Below are 19099 nucleotides of genomic sequence, written 5' to 3'. Positions count from 1 at the left end.
CAGCCAACCTCCTTCTTCCTTAACTTCCTGAGCTGCGGAAAAAGCTGCCGAAACCGCTCGATTTGGATTTGGAAGAGCTTTTATACGAGCTGCTGCCGTCCTTGCTTCCGCGATAGGATGATCCGCCGTATCCGCCATAATAGTAATGACCACTGCTGGAATCGTACTCGCATCCTTCATCATACTGAGGATCACATTCGTCATTACTGCCACATCCAGCAAGCACCGCAGGCACGGCAAGCATAAGCGAGAAGGCCACCAGCTTGGCCTTGGAGCCCGGTTTAGAACCTGATGCTGATTTCGAACCTTCTGGAGAAACAGATACAGTCGCTGGCTCAGAGCCGGGCGTAAAATCAGTCCCCGTTCCAGCCTCCTGCATAGATAAAGACCTTTGCACCTCTTCTTTCTTCATTACAGATCCACCTCTTTCACGAAAAACAGCACTTTCTTGCGATCCGTATCCAGCACGGAATACAGAATCTCATACGTCTTGCCCGCCCGAACCATGTAATGATCCAGCAGCTGCTCAGCCAGCTCCATCGTGTAGCCAGCAGACTCCGTAAGCTCCAGTTCCTCAAAGGATCGCCCATTCCACAGCATATACTCCGGGCTGTACATCGAGGACATTTTACACATGCCCAGCGCTGCATCCGCAATAGCAGCACCGTGCCCTTCCGGCATCTGCTGGTCATAAGCTGTCACATAAATAGCGTGCTCACGCCGATCCTGACATTCATTGGACAGATGGGCCCATAATTTGTTTTTCATCAGAGTTGCGTCCACCAGCTTGCGCATGAACAATTCATCCCGCGTAACCGAGGCCTGTTCCAGTACACCGATCTCTGCCTGCTTATCCTCCGACCAGCTGCGATACGTCAATGAATAATAGATTGCTGTCTCCTCCCTCTCTGCGAGCTCGTAGATGAGCCGTTTCAATACACACAAACGTATTAAACGCATGAGGAGGAAAAAAGTTACACTATTCGCTATGACATGTAAAAAGAAACATGGAATTTTCTATCGTATGCTCCAGCCTATGCTCTTACATATATCCAATCCTCCAGCCGCGCTAACGATTGCCACAGACCTTATTCGGCATTTGAAGCAATCTACCGAAACGCCACAAAAAAAGGACTGCCTCACATCCATCCATGCATCCCAAGTACATATCAATGGTGAGACAATCCTATACGTTCTTTAAGTCCTTTTTCTCTAGTTACCCTGACTCATTCATGCTTTTGACGTGCAAACGTTGTGCTGCAACTGTAATTCTGTCTCACATCTCGGCCCATTGAGCCAACAGCTCATCGTACGCCGCGGATAACTGCTCCCGCTCGTTCCACGTTTGCTCCAGAGCTGCCGAATCATGGGCTAACGCCTCAAGCTGCCGATCAAGCTCCTGAATCTGAACTTCTATTCGGGCCATCGTCTGCTCCAATTTTTGTACAGATCCTTGTTGCCCATTTCTGCTGCTGTTTCGGTTGCGACTGCCACTCCTACTGCTACTGCTACTTCCGTTGTCGTTCCCCTGATCCGTTTTCCCCTGCCCAGCATCATGCGCAGTATGAACTTGAAATTGCCCCAGGACAGTCTCTCCGCCTGCACATACGGTCCCCCGTCCGCGGCCTCCTGCTTTCAGTCCAGACTCCTGCGCCGTTCTGCTCCCGTCTGTCCCCTCAGTCCTTCTCCCCGTTTTCAAGCCATTTCCGACTTCGCTTGCTCCCCGATCCCGTGATATATCTTTCGCTCCACGGTTCTGCAGTTCCAGCTTCTTCTCCCGATACGCCTCGTAATCCCCAAGGTACGTTGTCAGCTGACCCTCCTCCAGCTCCCATACTCGGGAAGCAAGGCGATTCACAAAGTAACGATCATGCGAGATCGCAAGCACAGTCCCTTCAAAATCAGCAAGCGAATCCTCCAGCGCCTCTCTTGAAGCAATATCGAGATGGTTGGTCGGCTCATCCAATAAAAGTACATTCGGTTTGCGCTGCACCAGCAACGCCAGCCTCAGACGGGTCCACTCTCCGCCAGACAGCTGTCCGACCGAGCGAAAAACATCTGCACCATAGAACAGATATCGAGCCAATATGCCGCGTGCCTCTCCTTCCTCCACACCTGCTTCCAGACGGAAGTGCTCCAGCACGCTGAGCTTGGGGTTCAACGGCTCCTCCTGTTGTGCGAGATAACCCACATCTACACGTGCACCCCATTCCAGCTTGCCTGCATCCGGCTGCTCCTCACCGAGCAATAGTCTGAACAACGTTGTTTTACCCGAACCGTTGCGGCCGATCAAGGCCGTTTTGTCGCCATATTCCAGCAGAGCAGACACGCCTCGTAAAATATCCCGGTCGCCGTATCGTTTCTCCACATCCTCCAGCACCGCCACACGTTTCCCCGTGCGATCTGTAGGACGCACATCGAAATCTGCATGACGGCGCTCCAGCACAGGCCGCTTCACCTGCTCCATCCGCTCCAGCGCTTTGCGCATGGAGGCCGCACGCCGGAAAAACTTCTCATTGCCTCCAACACGGCCCCATTCCTCCAGCTGGCGAATCGTTTCCTTCATTTTTTTGATAACCTTCTGCTGCTCCTTGAATTCCTCAAACTGCTTCAGCAGCCGCTGTTCCTTCACCTTCATATATTCGGTATATCCACCTGCAGCCGTTTCCGCCTCGCCATCCTCCAACTCCAGCGTGCGTGTCACCACCCGATCCAGGAAATAGCGGTCATGCGAGATGAGAACAACCGTGCCGTTGTATTCACGCAAAAAACCTTCCAGCCACTCCACCCGCTCCAGATCCAGATGGTTGGTCGGCTCATCCAGCAGTAGCAGATCTGGACTCACAATGAGCTGTGAAGCCAGCACCACCCGAGTCTGCTCACCACCGGATAGAGAGCCGAAGCGCCAGCTATAATGAGTCTTCGCAATATCCAGTCCATCCGCAACCTGGTCAATCCGTGCATCCATCTCATAACCGCCTTCGCGCTCGAATCGCTCCTGCAGCGCCGCATACCGTTTGAGCAGACGCTCCAGCTGCTCCGGATCGGCCGCACAGGCCGGATCAGACATCTGCTGCTCCAGTTCCTTCATCTGTGTACGACATGCGATCAGCTCCCGAAATCCAAGTCCCAGTACATCCAGTACAGTATGGTCATCCAGCCCTTCGGGAACTTGAGCTACATATCCGATTTTTGTGTCTTTTTTCAGCATTACCTGGCCTTCATCCGGCTGGCTTAACCGGGCCATGAGACGCATCAAGGTTGTTTTGCCGCTTCCGTTGCGGCCGATGAGGGCAACCTTATCCCCTTCCATAATTTCAAATGTAATGCCGTCCAGCACCAGATGTGCTCCGTGATATTGTTTCAGCTGTTGCGCGCTAATGATCATCATAATAAGGTTCCTCCTATAGTTGGAAGAGCCTGACCGCAACACAAAAAGAGCCGCAGGAGGTTAGCTCCGCGGCCCTTCAGAAAGCAATAAAGCAAATACGCTTATCGTCCGAATGAGGTCAAGGCAGGCATCTTCTCACACATGTTAATTTCCGTATATTCAAAATTGGACAGACTTCTCCCGTTGTTCGGAAAAGTGTGAACAATGCCAGCCATAGCAATCGGCAGCTGGCTAATACGGTTGTTAAGCATGTTGTGATTCACCTGTCTTCACCTCCCTTTGTCATAAGTACTGTTAATATAGCACAGCGGGCTGTTTCTCTGCAACCACCGGATGTACCCATGCCCACGTCGATCATGGAAATCCTTCATCAGCATCCCCAGATTTTTGACTCCCTTTTCCAAAGGGGAAATCCGGTGATAAGCGTATGCTGGAATTACCGCAGACAGGTCATCTTGATATCGACCATATTATGCAGGTTCATCTCAATACGCAGCTCTTCATGTTCATTGATTGCGATTAATGTAGTGCCGTTGACACTTATTTTTTTAATCGGATTCGTATCCTCGAAAAACATACCCCACACTAAACGGTCTTCTGCATCAGTACAGGCAATGAAGCCTTCATTCCCCATAGCCCCGTCCCCGCCAACGATTTTCCCGCCTTGATAATCAACACTTGTCCATGCATCCACCGTCGTCCAGCAATCGGGGTTGTACTTCTCCACACTCTCCATCGTGGTATCACACAGGGGAGAACAATACATGGTTCGCTCTCCGCTGTTCGGATCATCGTATTTACGGATATCTAAAATAATGACCGTTCCATCTGCAAAAGCAATGCAATTCATGCCAGGCAGCTCACGCTGTTCAGCAGACCAGTGTTCCAAAATGATGCTGTTCATCACATGCTCCTTTCCCTTGTGGCAAGCAGCCGCGACCAGTTGCCGCGCAGCTCCACGCGCGCGCAGCGCTTGGCTACATCTCGGCCTGAAGTCTATTGCCTTCCACGCCGCCGCAGCACCAGAGCTGTAATCGCTACGGTAACCAACGTCAGAAGCCCTGATGTACCCAGGGTAAAACCAAGCAGTGCATAGCCAATTCCGTTCCAGCTATCCATATCAATGCTAATCATAATGACAACAGCCCCGCCAAGCAGCGTCAGACATGGCAGGATCGACTGAAGCCACGTCATTCGGCGTCCCTGCAGCCGATACACGACCCATTCGATCAGCAGCTGAACTCCCCACATCCCTAGCGTCCACAAGATGAGTACTTCCATAACGTTCTCCTCCTCACAGATGGAAAGTTCATAACCGTTCAATGCAAAGCCGTATCTAAACTTGATCTCACCCAGAGCACCCGTCCCTGAGGCACAACCATACTACCCCTTCTTACTTCAACCATTCTGCAAAAAAGTTTCGATACCCTTCCTTCATCACGGTTCGCGAAAAGGCACCAAACGCATACTCGCGGTTGTCTTCCGATACACTGCGCGGCGCAGCCGCAGCCATGTTCAGCAGTTCAAACCAGTTATGCTCGTTGCCGGCAAAGGCATGCGTGGACCTTATGTGGCCGTAGCACGGGTGCTCGGGCTTCACGACCATTTTCCCCATCGCCATCGCTTCCGTCAGCGGCATCGCAAACGTATCAAACGCCGAGCAGCTCCAGTACACCTTGGCTGAATTCATCAGCACAAATATCTCATCCTGGGTCAATGCAAACTTCAGCTTGACGTTATGCGGGATGTCATACTTTTTCATACTCTCCTTATAACGCACACCGCCAAACACCATATACACTTCCTTGTCCGGGTTCTGACGGGCATATTCCAGCACCAAGTCGGGACGGCGGTTCGCCTCATCCCGCCCGATCCAGAGCACGCGATTATGCACGACCTGACTCGGATCATAATGGCGATGCGCCAGCTCTTCGTTGAAGCCAATCGGAATGACGTTTACGTCATGCACACCGAAATTGCGCCCCAGCTCTCTTTTCAAAAACTCCGTCTGCACAATCGCTTTATCCACCATCGTATAGAAGGGCTTCATCATCTCATACCCCGTCAGTGCCGGGTCAGGGAAGCTGTGCGGAAACAGCACACTCTTTGGCAGAAACATTTTCAAAAACGTAAATCCCGACACCGTATAGATCACATGCTCGATATGTTGACTATGAATCTGATCCAGCACGATATCATAGTTCACCAGATCCCCCTTCTCATGCTCGTACCCCGGCAGCCAATCGTAACCGCTGACATGCCGCTCCGGCGAAATGAACACGATGTCCACGCCCAGCTCCAGACCGATCTGCTTCAGTCGATCCGCGAACACCCGCGGTCCCTGAGCCTCTGTGAATTGAATTTTACGCATCACCAGTCCAACTTTATGCAAACCTGTCACCCCTTATTTCCATTCTTCACTTGCACATTTCATTTCTAATGCCCGTTCATATGCTCTATGCACTGCCCCAGCGTCGCAGCCGTCTCATGCCATTGATTGCGCAGCTGTTCCTGCGGCCATACACAGTTCGGATTCCTCAGATCACCGTCGATCAGACGCAGCATCCAGAGTGAGAATACAATCGTATAAGCATCGTACCATTTTGCAAAAGAAACCCGTTCAACCTGCACGCCAAGGCTCTCCAGCTTGTCCAGATACACCTTCATGACCCGCGCCCGCAGCTCGGGCGTCATCGTACGAGGGAAGAGCGGATGCGACAGGTCGAGCAGATGGTATACGTCCCATAATGGCGTGTTCAGGTGAGCATGCTCCCAGTCGAGAATAACCAGCCTGCCCTCCACATCTGCCACATTGCCGGGGTGCAGATCACCATGGCACAGCACCAGCGGCAGCACTTCCTCTGCTGTGAGTATCAGCGTGATGAGCCTGTCCCAGTCCGATGCAGACCAGGTCACATGTAGCTTGGATAACAGCTGAGCTGTCGCTGGCCTGTGCCTCTCCAGTTCATGCAGCATATCTCGAATAGAGGGCTTGTGGCCGACTCGCGGCAGTTCTTGCCATGACGTAATGGGCAGCGCATGCCACTCCGCCATGTGGGCAGCAGCAAGCATCAGGGTCGATTCGCATAAGAAGTGCTCCAGCTGGCCCATATCCTCGTAGATCATCCAGCTCTGCTCTGGAGCAGCTTCCTGATTGGAAGCCGCGATGAGCTGCGGATACACCGGAGGTAATTGCGGCATCACATGCTCGTACATCCAGCGTTCACGTCCATACTGGGCAGGATTCGTCAATGGTTTGAAAATATACGTCTGACCGGATTGAGCAGTAAACCGCTCCACATGCCTTCCGTTCAACCCTTGGTATATCTTTTGCCTTCCTATGATCTGCTGTTCATCTAGTATGCCTTCGGAGGTCACCCAGCTCTCTATTTTCCCGCTGTTCTTCATAACTTTACCCTCCCTTCTATCTAACCGTTCCGTACAGGATTTCTATTCATCATACGTTGTGGGTAGGTGGGCTGCAAGTAGTGTTTCTTACCGGGGGCAAAGCCTCGGGCCGAACATGCTCTTGCCATGGACAAAACTCCTCATACAGTTGCATTCGTCTCTTTTCGTCCCCTTTTAAAGATCATGGTATAATTGACGAATAAAGTCTGCGGCTTCTTAATACTTGATAAAATTTATCAACCTGAATATCTACAGGAGGAACGACCATGAGCATTATACTAATGCCTGAAAAAGTAGATTTCCGCGTCTCCACAACCGATCTGAAGGCCACTTATACTGAATCGGGTGGTGTTAATTTACGTATAGATGTGCAAACGCGTGGGGATGTGCCTCTAGATCAATACCGGGAAGTCGAACTCACTTTCGGCACCGTTGCTGAACTGCGCTGCATCACGGTTAATTTCTTCGAGCTACATGCAGGTCAGGTTGAAGGGATCCCTTACACTGAGGATGTACTTCACTTTTGGGAGACAAACGGCTATCCTCCCGATCCCGGCTTTTATAAGGTGATGAATTCACCCATTTTAGACCAAAAAGGGAAGCTATTCGATCCCCGGAATCGGCTTGATCTGAAGCATTACCTTGTCGTTGGGTATGATAGTTATGTAGAAGTGATCGCGTCTTCCTATCAGGTGAATAAATAGTTTAGGAGCTAGAAGCAATTTTCAACAAAACAAATACCCTAAGGCCCCCCTTAGGGTATTATTCGGTATTAAAAGTTTCTTTTATTTTTCATATGCTAGCTTTATATGTTAAATTTAATTAAAATCAGCCATGACGTCGAATATAAAAGAGTTCACCTCTTACATACAACAAGCGAAATACAAAACCACATGTGTGTTTATTCCGCACTATGTAGCCATATCCTTAATCCATATAATCGATGACATTTAATATTGTGTCTCTCAGCGCAACATAGTTCGTTCCTTCATGAGGCAATATTTCATCGTATATTCTAATAAATGATTTTTTCAACTCCGATTCCTCAATCTCATGTATATCACTTTCCATCATTTCTACTAATTCCAGAAAGGCGCTTACTTGCAGAGCAAAGTCAGATTCAACAACTCCTATTCCCTCGTCCATATGAATGTCATCAGAAATAATATGCTTACTAGCATTCTTAAGAACGAACCCAACCATCTCATTATTTTGAAGAACAAAAGAAAAGTTCCCAGTCATATTCACTAAAATTACTCGCTCTAGTTTATCCCATGTCTTCGAGTAAGAAATCATCGTATCCTCTCGAGAATAATATTCTGCTATATGGGATAATTTACTATTAAAATTTTTCTTTTCTGTTAATTTAATTGTTCCATTTTTTTCTTCAATCATTTTTAAATCGATTTTTTTTTTGATAACTTTTATAGGCTCTGCTAGCTTTATAACAGCCCCAGTAAATGACAAATCCTCTTTATTAAATAGAATAGTATCCGCATCAGACCATAACCACTCAAAACTTCCATATGAGGTTTTTTTTAGTTTTTCTACTTCTTTAAAATCTTTCGCCTTACCAATCCAGATAATTTGACTGGATAAGTACCATTTTATCTCTTCATTATAATTGCTTAAGTTATTCTGAATTATCAATTTCATAATTTTCATGGCATAATTTGAGTCGCAGGTGGCATTGTCCCTCCACTAGGAGTAGGAATATTGCCCTTTACTATTGAATCATGTGTAACGGGCATACCACGATCTGTCGGTTTTCCACCAAATATAGCAGCACCACTTTCACCTCGTGCCCCATCTGGTCCATAACTCGTAATTACATTCCCTTTGGAACTGCCCTTGCTCTCAACTATTACCACATTAACCCCTTTCCTATATATTAAGTTTTGAGAATTGTTTCCTGAAACATACACTGCGTCAGGTTTTGATAAAATCTCTAGCTCTTTCTCTTTTCCTAGTCTACCATGATAGTTACTTGCGAATTTAATTTTTCCTTCCTTGGCTTTAGCACTAATATCCATTGCAGATTTAGCCTGTTTCTCAAACCCTTTAGGTACAGCTTTACCATTCCCTACTCCGTTAGTCGCATTGCCCGAATTCTCCCGCTTCGCCTTTGCATCCCGAATCGTCTGCTTCACCTTGTCCAGTGCTGCACTGTTTCCGCGGCCCTTATAGGGACCCTTGCCGTTTTTCATACTTCCCGTAACCATCCCAATCCCGGCTACAATCTGACTCCACTTCAAGGAGGAGATCATCATCTTGGCGTAATCGTCTGTGACAGGCTCTCCTGTAAATGGATTTACTCCTAACTCGAATGCTTCAATCTGTAACTGAATCAGATCCTGTTCCGGGACAGGATTGATCCCTGGCGGTTGCCCCATCTTAGTCACATCGATCTTTCCATGATCTCGTTCGTACGCTTGCAGGGCTGCCTGATCGGTTACGCCCTTTTCATTGACCGGTAACCAAATATGGAACTGGGGATCGTACTTCATCTCATACCCCTTGCCATCATTGCTCTGCGTTGCTTTCAGCCCGATCGACTTCGTCGCTACGTTTCCTGCTACGGCTGCTCCGCTGACTTCATCCGCCTGCTGAAAACGTACGCCGATCTCTCGAAGCTCCCTCGCAATGTGGGCTAAATTCTCCAACGTTTCGATCATCCTAGGCTGATTCTCTTCAAATCGTTCTAGAAACCGCTCTCGTACCATCCCCGACCACATCGATTCCATCCAGCGAATCAAGCGAACGAGTTCCTCGCGAGTATCTTCCATTTGCTCGCGAGTCTCCTCGACCTCTCGTGCCGCTTCAAACAATCGCTCCGGGGTCACTTGTATTCTACTCATCACGTTCTCCATCTGTCCAGGTTCGGACTCTACTTCTTCTTTTGTGAAAACTAACGCGTCTTATACGCGATCTTTTCCTCACCTTGATCCCTGATATCTAATTTAAGAATGTCTTCTCTATCTTGCTTAATGCGGCACCTGTGCACTGAAATCATCCCGGCTGGAACGATCTGCATGGTAAAAGACCACATCTCCATCTCGTAACGTAAACGAGTTGTTATAGCTATCCTGCACCTGACGCTGGAAGCCTTCCAGCAGCCACTGGTTCATCAGCGGAGCATGGATATATTGCAGATGCGGAGCGGCGAGATTGCCTTCCCGAATAGATTCCAGGTTAAAATTCACCACGATGTATCCGTTCTTCAGGAAAATCGGTGATTTAGCATCCAGTCCACCATGCGTTCGCCCATACTCGGCCAGGTTCGTTCCGGCCTGAACCACATAGGGCTCTGCTGGCAAGCTATACTCACCATACCATTGCTGAATCGCCGCATTGGCTCGCAGTACATCTGCGCTGGCTGTGACTGGAATGTTCGTTTTCGGCCCGATAAACGTCCGTAGCTGCTCTGGCATCAGCAGCAGGCTGTATCCACCGACGGGTGTTTTCATCTTCGTAAACGTGTCCCGGTAGTATTCTTGATACGCTTGCTCGCTCATCATCCCCGGGTGTATCTCACCATAGCGATTGTACTTGTACGTTGCGGTATCACGCAGCTGCACGGCAGGCACCTGACGCATCCGATCATTCAGAATGACAAACCGCTTCACCTGATCCTCTGCCGAACCAATGCGGATAAAATTCCGCTGATTGGTCGAGTAGTACAGATCGACTGGGACACGCGTTTTTCCATCCTTGCTCACAAAATCAAAGGTCGGTGTAAGCCGAATGCCATCTCGTGGGCCGAACATATTGCCTTTGGTTTTAAAATCGAATTTAAAATGATACCCCGTCTTAATTGCTACATTCTGATACCCCTGAAGCGGATGGCTTCCGGGACGAATCGGTACGGTAAACTGTGAAAAATTACCGCGCTTGTCCCCATCAATATTCTTTGTGCCTGTCCAGTAGCTAATCCACGTCGGGGCAATGCTTCCCTTGAAGCGGCGGAAGACCAGTTCCCAGTTGTAATCAGCGATATCTGTGATTTCAAAATCGTACAACCTGCCGATCACTTCTACAGATACTTCGTCACTCGCCAGATGATACGTTAGATCGGTATTGGCATCTGGCTGCGCATTACTGCGAGACATGTTTTCGAAATCATCCGGGGCATTCTCGGCAATATTGCGGAACTGTACCTGGTAATCCCCTTCGTCGACCCAAACCGGAAGATAGAAGGTCGTATCCAGGACATACACCGGAACATCAATCCACGTATTCCTCGGATAAAACTGCGTCCGGTCTTCGCTATATACATCAAAAGGGAACCTCACCTGTTTAATCCGATAATATTTGGCATAGTCCCGATTCCCGTACCCCGGATACGAGCCAACATCCAGATGCTGGCCACTGGTAGGCATGCGCACCGTGAATGGACGCTCCAGGATTAGAGCAGAGCGATTCATGTTAGGTACGGTTTTCTGGTTATGCGGCTGATCATCCGATACGAGAGAATAGTTAACGACCGGGGTATGAACTGTGACCGTATTAATCCCCGGAATATCGAACTTTTCCTCTGCATTCCCATCATTAATATTACCGCTCATCAATTCATAGTTAATTTCACCTGTACTTGGCTGATCTTTTTTGTTGACTAGACTATTCGGTATTTCATTATCTGGGCTATACAGCACATCCCTATGAATGACTTCCGGATCTGGTATCTCTCCAGGTCTAGGTGCTGTCTTTTCGACTTTTGGATTATTTATGACTACGGTATTTTTAAACTTCAAGTAATCGTTCTCTACTTGAACCTCGGCTACCGCTTGCTCAGCCAGTGGTTTTAAGTTTTCTGAAGGTGTGGCTGGTTCTGTAGTCGTCCCAGGTACTGTTTGTGACGGTGCAGTAATGCTTGCTGGTACGTTAGGCGCATAGTACCTACCATTTGTGGATGCCGCATAACTAGGGCCACTATAGTCAGCTGGCAATAGCTCTATTTCAGGATTAAGTGCATAGTTTTTCAAGATCGCATTGGTAATTTCATAAACAAGAAGAGAATCAATTTTCCAATAATCGAAATCCCTTTTCACTGTATACGAATATGGAACTGTAACTGGACGGCTCATAGGGATACGTTCCGTTGTTGTTCCACCATTTCCATCAGAAACTGTTTCTTCTCTTGTCCACGTTTTGTTATATGTTTTATTAACAACAACTGTGTACGTACAAGTTCCCTTCATGTTCACGAACTTGCTTTTAAATAAGTAATTCATACTGAACACATTACCGTACAAACTTTCGGATGTTGGTATCCCTTTAAGCACATCAAAGGGTTCGCTGCCGCGTTGATCTGCTTTAATCACTGCGCTGGGATTGGGAGCCATTCTCTCCTTTGTCATTTCACCTGATGGCGACTCCGTACATGCTGCATCTGGTTGGTGTGGTATTTCTATTGGGTTTTCTGTTACTGTGATCGTCACTGATTCATATATGTAATATGGCCCTTCTTCGGAGTTTTTCCATTTGGCGGTAATCACTGCGGTTCCCTCTTGGTGAGCAGTAATCTTTCCCGTCTTTGGTTCCACTGTAACTACCGCATTCCGATTGGATGACCAATCAATCTGATCTGCACGCTTCGAGACGTTTACCCAGTTTCCAAAAGATTCTTGATCATATTGCTTCGTTCGAACCTCTGCTACTAGAGACTTCACATCACCAACTCTCAGCTGCATGTCGTCTCGAACGCGAATCTCTTTGGTTTCTGTTACGTATCCACTAAAGTCGATTAGAAGAGGGGTGTAATATTCCACTTGAAACTTTTTGGCACCATCTGCACGTACACTATACTGATATTTATCAGAAAAAACATTCGGATATCCCGTTTTAGTCTCTAAAATGGCAAATAATTGTCCTCTCTCAAAGCTCGGTTTAGCATTAACCGGATTGTAACTTGGTGCTTCTACATAACTAATGTCATCTATCCCAACTGATTTAACAAATTCTCTCTTAAATCTATTTCCGTTAATGTCTTGTAAAGAAGCAGGAATATAATTAAGAGTATTTATTTTATCTCTTACTGCCTTTTCTTTAGGTACAGCACTATCTCCACTGCTGTGTGTTAAAGTTTCAACTCGATCTCCTTCATTTCGAGTTGCCACCCAAATTTCAGTATCTGTTTGGGTCCAAACTGTTTTAGGTCGAGGTTTAGCTTCCCCAGTAACTTTAACTCTAATTGCCTGCTTCCCTTTTGCCAACCCCGGAGGCGTGACTTCTAAATTCTGATCGGGATACCCGTTGCCAAAATTAGCTTCAGCAAACTCAGGAAGCAAATTAGATATTACTAAAAAAGAAAATAACAAAAAAACAATAGCCAATTTTTTTTTCATAAACTCCTCCTCATTTCATTAAAATGAATGCAAAAGATCCATCGTCCATATTAAACTGGCCACTTGCCTTATTAAGACTTATGTAGTTAACCACCCACATCTTCACACCACTTTTATGTTTAGCAAAGTATTGTGCACTTTCTATATTGGGTAAAGTTTGATATCCAAATTTTTCATCCAATCCATTATCTATCCTAAACCCACCTGTCATATCCATAACACCATTCATATAATGTGCAACACTGAAATCAGTAGCTTTAGGATAAATAGTAATCTCTGAAAACAAAGGAATTACATTTCTACTATTCAAAAATGATTTATCTAATTCATTCACAAATAAAGGTGCATAGATACTTTTTTTCTTGTTCCAGTCACTAACATTAACAGCAAGCAAACGTTGAAACACTAGAGAACCGGCCCCATTACGGAACGTCTTACGCTTACCTGAAATATCTGCTATAGAAGTCTTACCTGTTGTTAAACTAGATACCAATTCAAGATTCGTCTTTTTAATTCCCACCATCCGTAGCTCGTTCAGATCATCAAAGCTGGTTGCGTCTTTTTTCAGCACACCTTCAAGCCTTAACAAGATAGCAGAAGACTCGGCACGTGTTGTCGTTTTCTCCATACCAAACGTTCCATCGGGAAAGCCGTTCATTAAGTTTGTTCCCATCGCAATCGCAAGGTAAGGAAGCTTCGCCTGAGCAATACCTGGTTTAAATGCCTCTTTGACAGGAAGTAACGTTTCTTTTGTTTCAACAAATGCCTTCTTGTACTCATCACTGGACGCCATTAATCCGGAACTCATCCACTTGGCCATTTCTTCCCGAGTGATCGGCGTATTGGGTTTGAATCCGTTCGGGTAATCTTTAGTTTGGATAAAACCTAGCGAAACAGCCCGATCTACCTCCGCCTTACTCCAATGTCCTTCCAAATCCTTAAAGGAATCCGTTGCTCCTGCTTCCGAAAGCGGCAACGCTTTAGCCACACGGGAAATAAGGGACGCAAATTCAGCCCGTGTTACAGATGCATTGGGTTTAAACAGACCGTTACCGTATCCCTTGAAATATCCTTTGGATACAGCCGATTCAATAGCCGATTTTGCCCAGTGATTCGCCTGCACGTCTTTAAAAGTTGTGGCTGCCGAAGCCTGCGAAGAAAGTAATACTGACATGCCTAACACTGCACTCATTATAGGTAACATGATTTTTTTCATTTGTCCCATCCTCCGATGAATTGATTTTTGTTATTTTGAAATCCTTGAATTCACGTTCTCTACATATGTAAAAGCCTATATTAATTATTGGAGCCTTCCTTCTGCTTGCAATACTTTCTTTAATTGTTGACTATACATAAAAGACTCTTTTTGATTGGTCTCATAATTAATAGAAACACTAAATGTTTGTTCTTTGTGACCTTTTACGTAACCATACACAGTCACCCAACTCATTGCCATCTTAGGCATCATCTCTTTTTTCGTAATAGTTACACCCAATTTATACATACTTTTCTTTCAGATACTCTATTGCAATTGACTTCTGCTCTATCTAAAGTTTCTTGATCTTTGAAATGCCTCTAAGTTATTCCTGTGCAACCTCCTAAGACTAACAAGATCACTAGTATCACAGTAATATTCCTCGGACGAAGCATAGTCTTACCTCACTATTAATTTTGTAATTTGTATTTCGGAGAAGTATTTTTTCTCCCTTCTCTAACAGCCACTCTGGTCCGCCAACATACTGCACCTCATACGTGTTGTAATTAATCGCAATGGAAATCCTTTCATTTACATCATTATTAACGTATCCATACAGAACTACATCTGGTCTGACATACTCACCCATAACCTGAGAATCTGTGAATTCTACAGTTACGTCATATACTTTTTTAAAATACTCTACCCCTATAGGGGTTGCTTTTTTAACGATATTACTATTTTTTACGTGATATGTAACTGCGCAGCCACCAACTAATAAAGTGAAAGCTGCAATACCGATTAATATGATCCTCCATCTACGACTCATTTTCTAAACAAATCCTTTGCGTAAGAAATCATTTCTTTTTATCAAGGTCTACAGATAGTCCCATATAGAAAAAGCGGGCTTATAATATTTCTATGTGGATATATTCCTCTTCTGGGAGTTACTCTGGATGTATCAACCCCTTTGGTCCACCCACATTTTCCACTTCATAAGTATTGTAGTTAATCCATATATTAATCGCTTCATTCTCATCACCCTTAACATGTCCGTATAGTACAACCTTTGAGGATACGTAACCAGCAAAAACCTGAGAGTCCGTGAACTCCACGTCAACGTTATACTCTTTTTTAAAATATTCTAATCCTATAGGCGTTGCTTTTTTAACGATATTACTATTTTTCACATGATATGTAACCGCACAACCACCAACTAATAAAGTGAAAGCTACAAAAACGATTAATGTGATCCTCCATCTACGACTCATCTTCTAAACAAATCCTTTGCGTAAGAAATCATTTATCCTTCTCATGATCGACAGGTAGTCCCATATATTAAAACGCGGGCTTCAAATATGGAGAGGTGAATATATTTTCAATGTTAAGTTAATCTGGGTGTATCAGCCACTTCGGCCCACCTGCACGTTCAACCTCATAAGTATTGTAATTAATCGCTATATTAATTGCCTCATTCTCATCACCCTTAATATGTCCGTATAAAATAACCTTTGAAGATACGTAACCAGCAAAAACCTGAGAATCCGTGAACTCCACGTCAACGTTATACTCTTTTTTAAAATATTCTAATCCTATAGGCGTTGCCTTTTTGACGATATTATTATTTTTCACATGATATGTAACTGCACAACCACCTACTAATAAAGTGAAAGCTGCAAAAACGATTAATATGATCCTCCATTTACGACTTATTTTCTATACAAATCCTTTGCGTAAAAAATTATTTCTTTTTCTCAAGATCGACAGGAACACCTGTGTCTTTAACTTCATAATTACGATAATCAATACTAATATAAACCTGGTCTTCCTCCTTACCCACAATGTATCCGTATAATACAACTCTAGTAGTGACATACGCAGCCATGACCTGAGAATCAATAAACTTAACAGACACACCGTAATTATCCATAAAGTATTTTTCACCTATAACCGTAGCTCTTTCTACAATTCTCTTATCGTTAAGGTGATCCTTGATCATTACAAAACTGAAGAAAAGGACAACTACAGACAAAATAATCACTGAGATTTTGAATTTTTTCTTAACTGGAATCTTCCTCCTTGATTACGTTTGGGATAATATGTATGATTTTAATAATAACTCAGATAGGAAGGTAAATACAGTGAATTTCTTAAATGATGAACTTCTACATGCGATGTCCCAAGACTCCTATAATAGGGACATTAGTCCCAAAGACATAAAGTTCAGAGAAAATTGGATACGTGCTAGTTTACCTAATTCTACACTTAATGACACTAATGGCTCTGGATTTGATGCAGTCGTTTATTACAATAAAAAGGATAATCAAGTGGTTATCGGGTACAGAGGAACTGAACCTGATATGTCGTGGGGTAAAGTGCCGGATATTGCAACTGATGGCATTGATGTTGTTGGAGGGCGTTACAAAACCCTTAGGAGTACAATTGAGAAGAATCCTGACATTTTATCAAATCCATCCGTAAAGGATCTTTCAACAAAAGAGCGTTATGAGAACAACCAATTCTATCTAGCCGAAAAACTGTACCGAGAGGTCAAAGAGGCCTATCCTAATGCGGAGATATCTACAACTGGTCACTCGTTGGGTGGCGCACTTGCTCAATATACAGCTGTACATAATAATCTGTCATCCACTACATACAACCCTGCCAGCATTCGAGCCGTTGTCTCAGATGAAATTCTAAAGAAGATTGACGCAGGAGAATACGACAAGAAAAATACAGCTTACGTCAGCCCAGGCGATGGGGTGGGGTCAGGTTTCTCAAGCACTGCAACACGGCATGCAGCGAATACAATTATGATTGATCGTACATATGAAGAAGCCAATAAGCAATATCTCCAATTCAAGGTTCCACTTATATCCAATACAGATGGTTCTTCATTTAATATGTTCACCCCCTTCTGGAAAAACGTCACGTTTACTTCAGTTACAATTCCTTTAGGTGAAGGTTCACCTGGTACAAAAATGTTTGAAAAGATATACAACTCATTTGGCGGAGAAAAGGCGCACGGCTTGGAGAATTTCAAATTTGACGAAAATGGTTTTATCACCAATACACTCTATACCACAGATGGTACGTTAATTGGCGGGAATCCGAGATACACCGAATACTTAAATTCATTACTCGCCAATGAAAAGATGAAGGATACGGTGAATCAACTCATTGAAAAGTACGGTGCGTATCTGGGACCTCTTGGACAGACACTCGCTGCTGGCGCAGGGGTTACCATTCAGCTCTCACTTGAGAACCTTCAACGGGCTGGGCAGAAGATGCAGCAGCATGTCGACGAATTCCAAGCCAGTCTGCCTACAGCAACCAATGCCATTCTTAGACTGATTGAATCAAGTGACAGCCGTTCTCTTGAGCCTATTGTTGATCGTTTGACAAGTGACCTACACAAGTTCAGCCGTTGGTACGAAGAAGAAGTACAAAGCATTGCCAAATATATTAATCAGAAAGCCGAAGATTTCAGGCAAGCCGACGAAGTTTAGAAGGAGCGATAGAGTTTATGTCACGAAGTATAGTTGTCGAGTTAGTTGATCTAATGAATGCAGAGAAAGAAATTAACCTCTTAATGGACATGCTAGAAGCAAACAAACGACATGTACGTTCCATTGATGAGAGCATTGGAGATTGGAAGGGAAAATCATCTGAAGAATTACGAAGAAAGATGGATCGTTTTCAGAACATATTGGGTGATTGGATTGAGGACTTCAAACAGCAACAGATTGAACTTGTTAAATATACATATCGCATGGAGCGTGCCGATCGAGGAAATTAGGAATAGAGATAAGCGAACAGTAGAATATTTCAAAAAAAAGAAAAACTGAGGCCCCTTATCATCAAAAATGAGAGGGGCCTCTTACATTGGAGATTGCATTGGAAGTTATATTAGATCTGATCTGAATTGACATTCTATTCAAACACAATCCGGCCTGACGGATGCTCTGGCAAAATGGAGGATACCAGCTGCTGTACAGCAGGCTGGTCCGAGTCCAAGATAGAATCCGTGGCATCGCCGGTATAGACCAGCCTTCCCTGATCCATCACGGCGATGCTGTCGCAGATTGTCAGTGCGGCACGGATGTCATGGGTGATAAACAGGTAGGATAGCCCATACGATGCTCGCAGCTCTGCCAGCAGGGTCAGAATTTGTGTCTGATGCACCATGTCCAGACTGCTGATCGACTCATCCAGCACAATTAACTTCGGCTTGAGTGCGATGGCTCTGGCGATGTTGACCCGCTGCAGCTGCCCTCCGCTGAACTGATGGGGAAGCTTGCTCGCGTCCTGCGGAGTGAGCCCAACCTGGATCAGCAGCTGTTCAATGGTGCGCTGCTGTTCCTTGGCAGACAGGCGCTCGTAATTATCCAGCGGCTCTCCAATGATCTGCGCTGCTGTCATCATCGGATTCACTGCCGAGTAGCAATCCTGAAAGACGACCTGCAGATCACGACGCAATCGCTGGAGCACCGTTTTATCCGCTCGGTAGATGTCCTGACCTTGGAATAACACCTGACCCTGGCTTGGTCGTTCCAGCCCCAAAATAATCTTGCCCAAGGTGCTCTTGCCTGCCCCGCTCGTTCCGAGCAGTCCAAGACATACGCCTTGTTCAATCGTAAGTGACACATCTGTCAGAACAGGAGGGCGTGATCCCGAACGATCCAACCAGCTCCGCTTGCCATAGCGATGACTTACTTCATGTACTTGTAACATTCGGTTGGTCACCCTCCTTCCTTCGTT

21 protein-coding genes are annotated in these 19099 nt (G+C 45.5%); 3 read left to right on the top strand and 18 right to left on the bottom strand.

Annotated elements, in window-relative coordinates; all coding sequences use genetic code 11:
* Positions 1-19 precede the first annotated feature (19 nt).
* From HNR77_RS30575 to HNR77_RS03915, 8 genes are all read right to left on the bottom strand, one after another.
* Entirely contained in the window at positions 20-412 is a 393-nt protein-coding gene (locus HNR77_RS30575) for a hypothetical protein (RefSeq protein ID WP_311768566.1), read from the bottom strand.
* Positions 412-960, bottom strand: coding sequence for a hypothetical protein (locus HNR77_RS03945; protein ID WP_260410279.1), 549 nt, complete (start codon positions 958-960; stop codon positions 412-414). Before HNR77_RS03945 ends, HNR77_RS30575 begins: the two co-directional genes overlap by 1 nt.
* Positions 961-1276: 316 nt before the next feature.
* Positions 1277-3391: a ribosomal protection-like ABC-F family protein gene (gene abc-f / locus HNR77_RS03940; protein WP_184180939.1), complete on the bottom strand. Its 2115-nt coding sequence runs from the start codon at positions 3389-3391 to the stop codon at positions 1277-1279.
* A 101-nt stretch (positions 3392-3492) separates the two neighbouring features.
* Positions 3493-3654, bottom strand: coding sequence for a hypothetical protein (locus tag HNR77_RS03935; protein WP_167433997.1), 162 nt, complete (start codon positions 3652-3654; stop codon positions 3493-3495).
* Between the two features lie 173 nt (positions 3655-3827).
* Positions 3828-4295, bottom strand: a complete 468-nt coding sequence (locus HNR77_RS03930; protein WP_184180937.1) for a hypothetical protein — start codon at positions 4293-4295, stop codon at positions 3828-3830.
* A 92-nt stretch (positions 4296-4387) separates the two neighbouring features.
* A complete protein-coding gene (locus tag HNR77_RS03925) occupies positions 4388-4672 on the bottom strand; it encodes a hypothetical protein (protein WP_184180935.1) in 285 nt (94 codons plus the stop codon).
* Positions 4673-4784: 112 nt separating this feature from the next.
* Positions 4785-5783: a glycosyltransferase gene (locus tag HNR77_RS03920; RefSeq protein WP_184180933.1), complete on the bottom strand. Its 999-nt coding sequence runs from the start codon at positions 5781-5783 to the stop codon at positions 4785-4787.
* Positions 5784-5827: 44 nt separating this feature from the next.
* Positions 5828-6799, bottom strand: coding sequence for a phosphotransferase family protein (locus HNR77_RS03915; RefSeq protein WP_184180931.1), 972 nt, complete (start codon positions 6797-6799; stop codon positions 5828-5830).
* Positions 6800-7065: 266 nt separating this feature from the next.
* Here HNR77_RS03915 and HNR77_RS03910 point away from each other — a divergent pair, with 266 nt between their 5' ends.
* Positions 7066-7503: a hypothetical protein gene (locus tag HNR77_RS03910; protein WP_184180929.1), complete on the top strand. Its 438-nt coding sequence runs from the start codon at positions 7066-7068 to the stop codon at positions 7501-7503.
* Between the two features lie 223 nt (positions 7504-7726).
* Here HNR77_RS03910 and HNR77_RS03905 read toward each other — a convergent pair whose 3' ends face one another.
* From HNR77_RS03905 to HNR77_RS03865, 9 genes are all read right to left on the bottom strand, one after another.
* Entirely contained in the window at positions 7727-8464 is a 738-nt protein-coding gene (locus tag HNR77_RS03905) for a hypothetical protein (protein WP_184180927.1), read from the bottom strand.
* Positions 8461-9657 (bottom strand): WXG100 family type VII secretion target, encoded by a 1197-nt coding sequence (locus tag HNR77_RS03900; RefSeq protein ID WP_184180925.1) that lies wholly within the window; start codon positions 9655-9657, stop codon positions 8461-8463. Before HNR77_RS03900 ends, HNR77_RS03905 begins: the two co-directional genes overlap by 4 nt.
* 126 nt (positions 9658-9783) lie before the next feature.
* Entirely contained in the window at positions 9784-12567 is a 2784-nt protein-coding gene (locus HNR77_RS03895) for a DUF5704 domain-containing protein (protein WP_311768565.1), read from the bottom strand.
* Positions 12568-13153: 586 nt separating this feature from the next.
* The gene (locus tag HNR77_RS03890; protein ID WP_184180924.1) at positions 13154-14359 is read right to left on the bottom strand and encodes an S-layer homology domain-containing protein; all 1206 of its coding nucleotides are present in this window, start codon (positions 14357-14359) and stop codon (positions 13154-13156) included.
* Positions 14360-14443: 84 nt separating this feature from the next.
* Complete coding sequence (locus tag HNR77_RS03885; protein ID WP_244214030.1) at positions 14444-14647, bottom strand: hypothetical protein; 204 nt, start codon at positions 14645-14647, stop codon at positions 14444-14446.
* Between the two features lie 118 nt (positions 14648-14765).
* Positions 14766-15167: a hypothetical protein gene (locus HNR77_RS03880; RefSeq protein ID WP_184180922.1), complete on the bottom strand. Its 402-nt coding sequence runs from the start codon at positions 15165-15167 to the stop codon at positions 14766-14768.
* Between the two features lie 118 nt (positions 15168-15285).
* Complete coding sequence (locus HNR77_RS03875; protein WP_184180920.1) at positions 15286-15609, bottom strand: hypothetical protein; 324 nt, start codon at positions 15607-15609, stop codon at positions 15286-15288.
* Between the two features lie 118 nt (positions 15610-15727).
* Entirely contained in the window at positions 15728-15970 is a 243-nt protein-coding gene (locus HNR77_RS03870) for a hypothetical protein (RefSeq protein ID WP_184180918.1), read from the bottom strand.
* A 109-nt stretch (positions 15971-16079) separates the two neighbouring features.
* On the bottom strand, positions 16080-16379 hold the full coding sequence (locus tag HNR77_RS03865) for a hypothetical protein (protein ID WP_110899743.1): 300 nt from the start codon (positions 16377-16379) through the stop codon (positions 16080-16082).
* A gap of 58 nt (positions 16380-16437) precedes the next feature.
* Between HNR77_RS03865 and HNR77_RS03860 the strand changes: the two genes are divergently transcribed.
* Both HNR77_RS03860 and HNR77_RS03855 read left to right on the top strand, forming a co-directional pair.
* Positions 16438-17847 (top strand): Tle-like phospholipase domain-containing protein, encoded by a 1410-nt coding sequence (locus HNR77_RS03860; protein WP_221443678.1) that lies wholly within the window; start codon positions 16438-16440, stop codon positions 17845-17847.
* 17 nt (positions 17848-17864) lie between these two features.
* The gene (locus tag HNR77_RS03855; RefSeq protein ID WP_110899741.1) at positions 17865-18137 is read left to right on the top strand and encodes a hypothetical protein; all 273 of its coding nucleotides are present in this window, start codon (positions 17865-17867) and stop codon (positions 18135-18137) included.
* A gap of 134 nt (positions 18138-18271) precedes the next feature.
* On the opposite strand, the gene nikE is transcribed toward HNR77_RS03855, so the two are convergent.
* On the bottom strand, positions 18272-19072 hold the full coding sequence (gene nikE / locus HNR77_RS03850; RefSeq protein WP_184180914.1) for a nickel import ATP-binding protein NikE: 801 nt from the start codon (positions 19070-19072) through the stop codon (positions 18272-18274).
* Positions 19073-19099: the final 27 nt, after the last annotated feature.

It is taken from the genome of Paenibacillus sp. JGP012 (assembly GCF_014203995.1).
Lineage (GTDB): Bacteria > Bacillota > Bacilli > Paenibacillales > Paenibacillaceae > Paenibacillus > Paenibacillus silvae.
The sequence above is the reverse complement of the archived record's forward strand: the minus strand, read 5'-3'. Positions and strand labels throughout refer to the sequence as shown.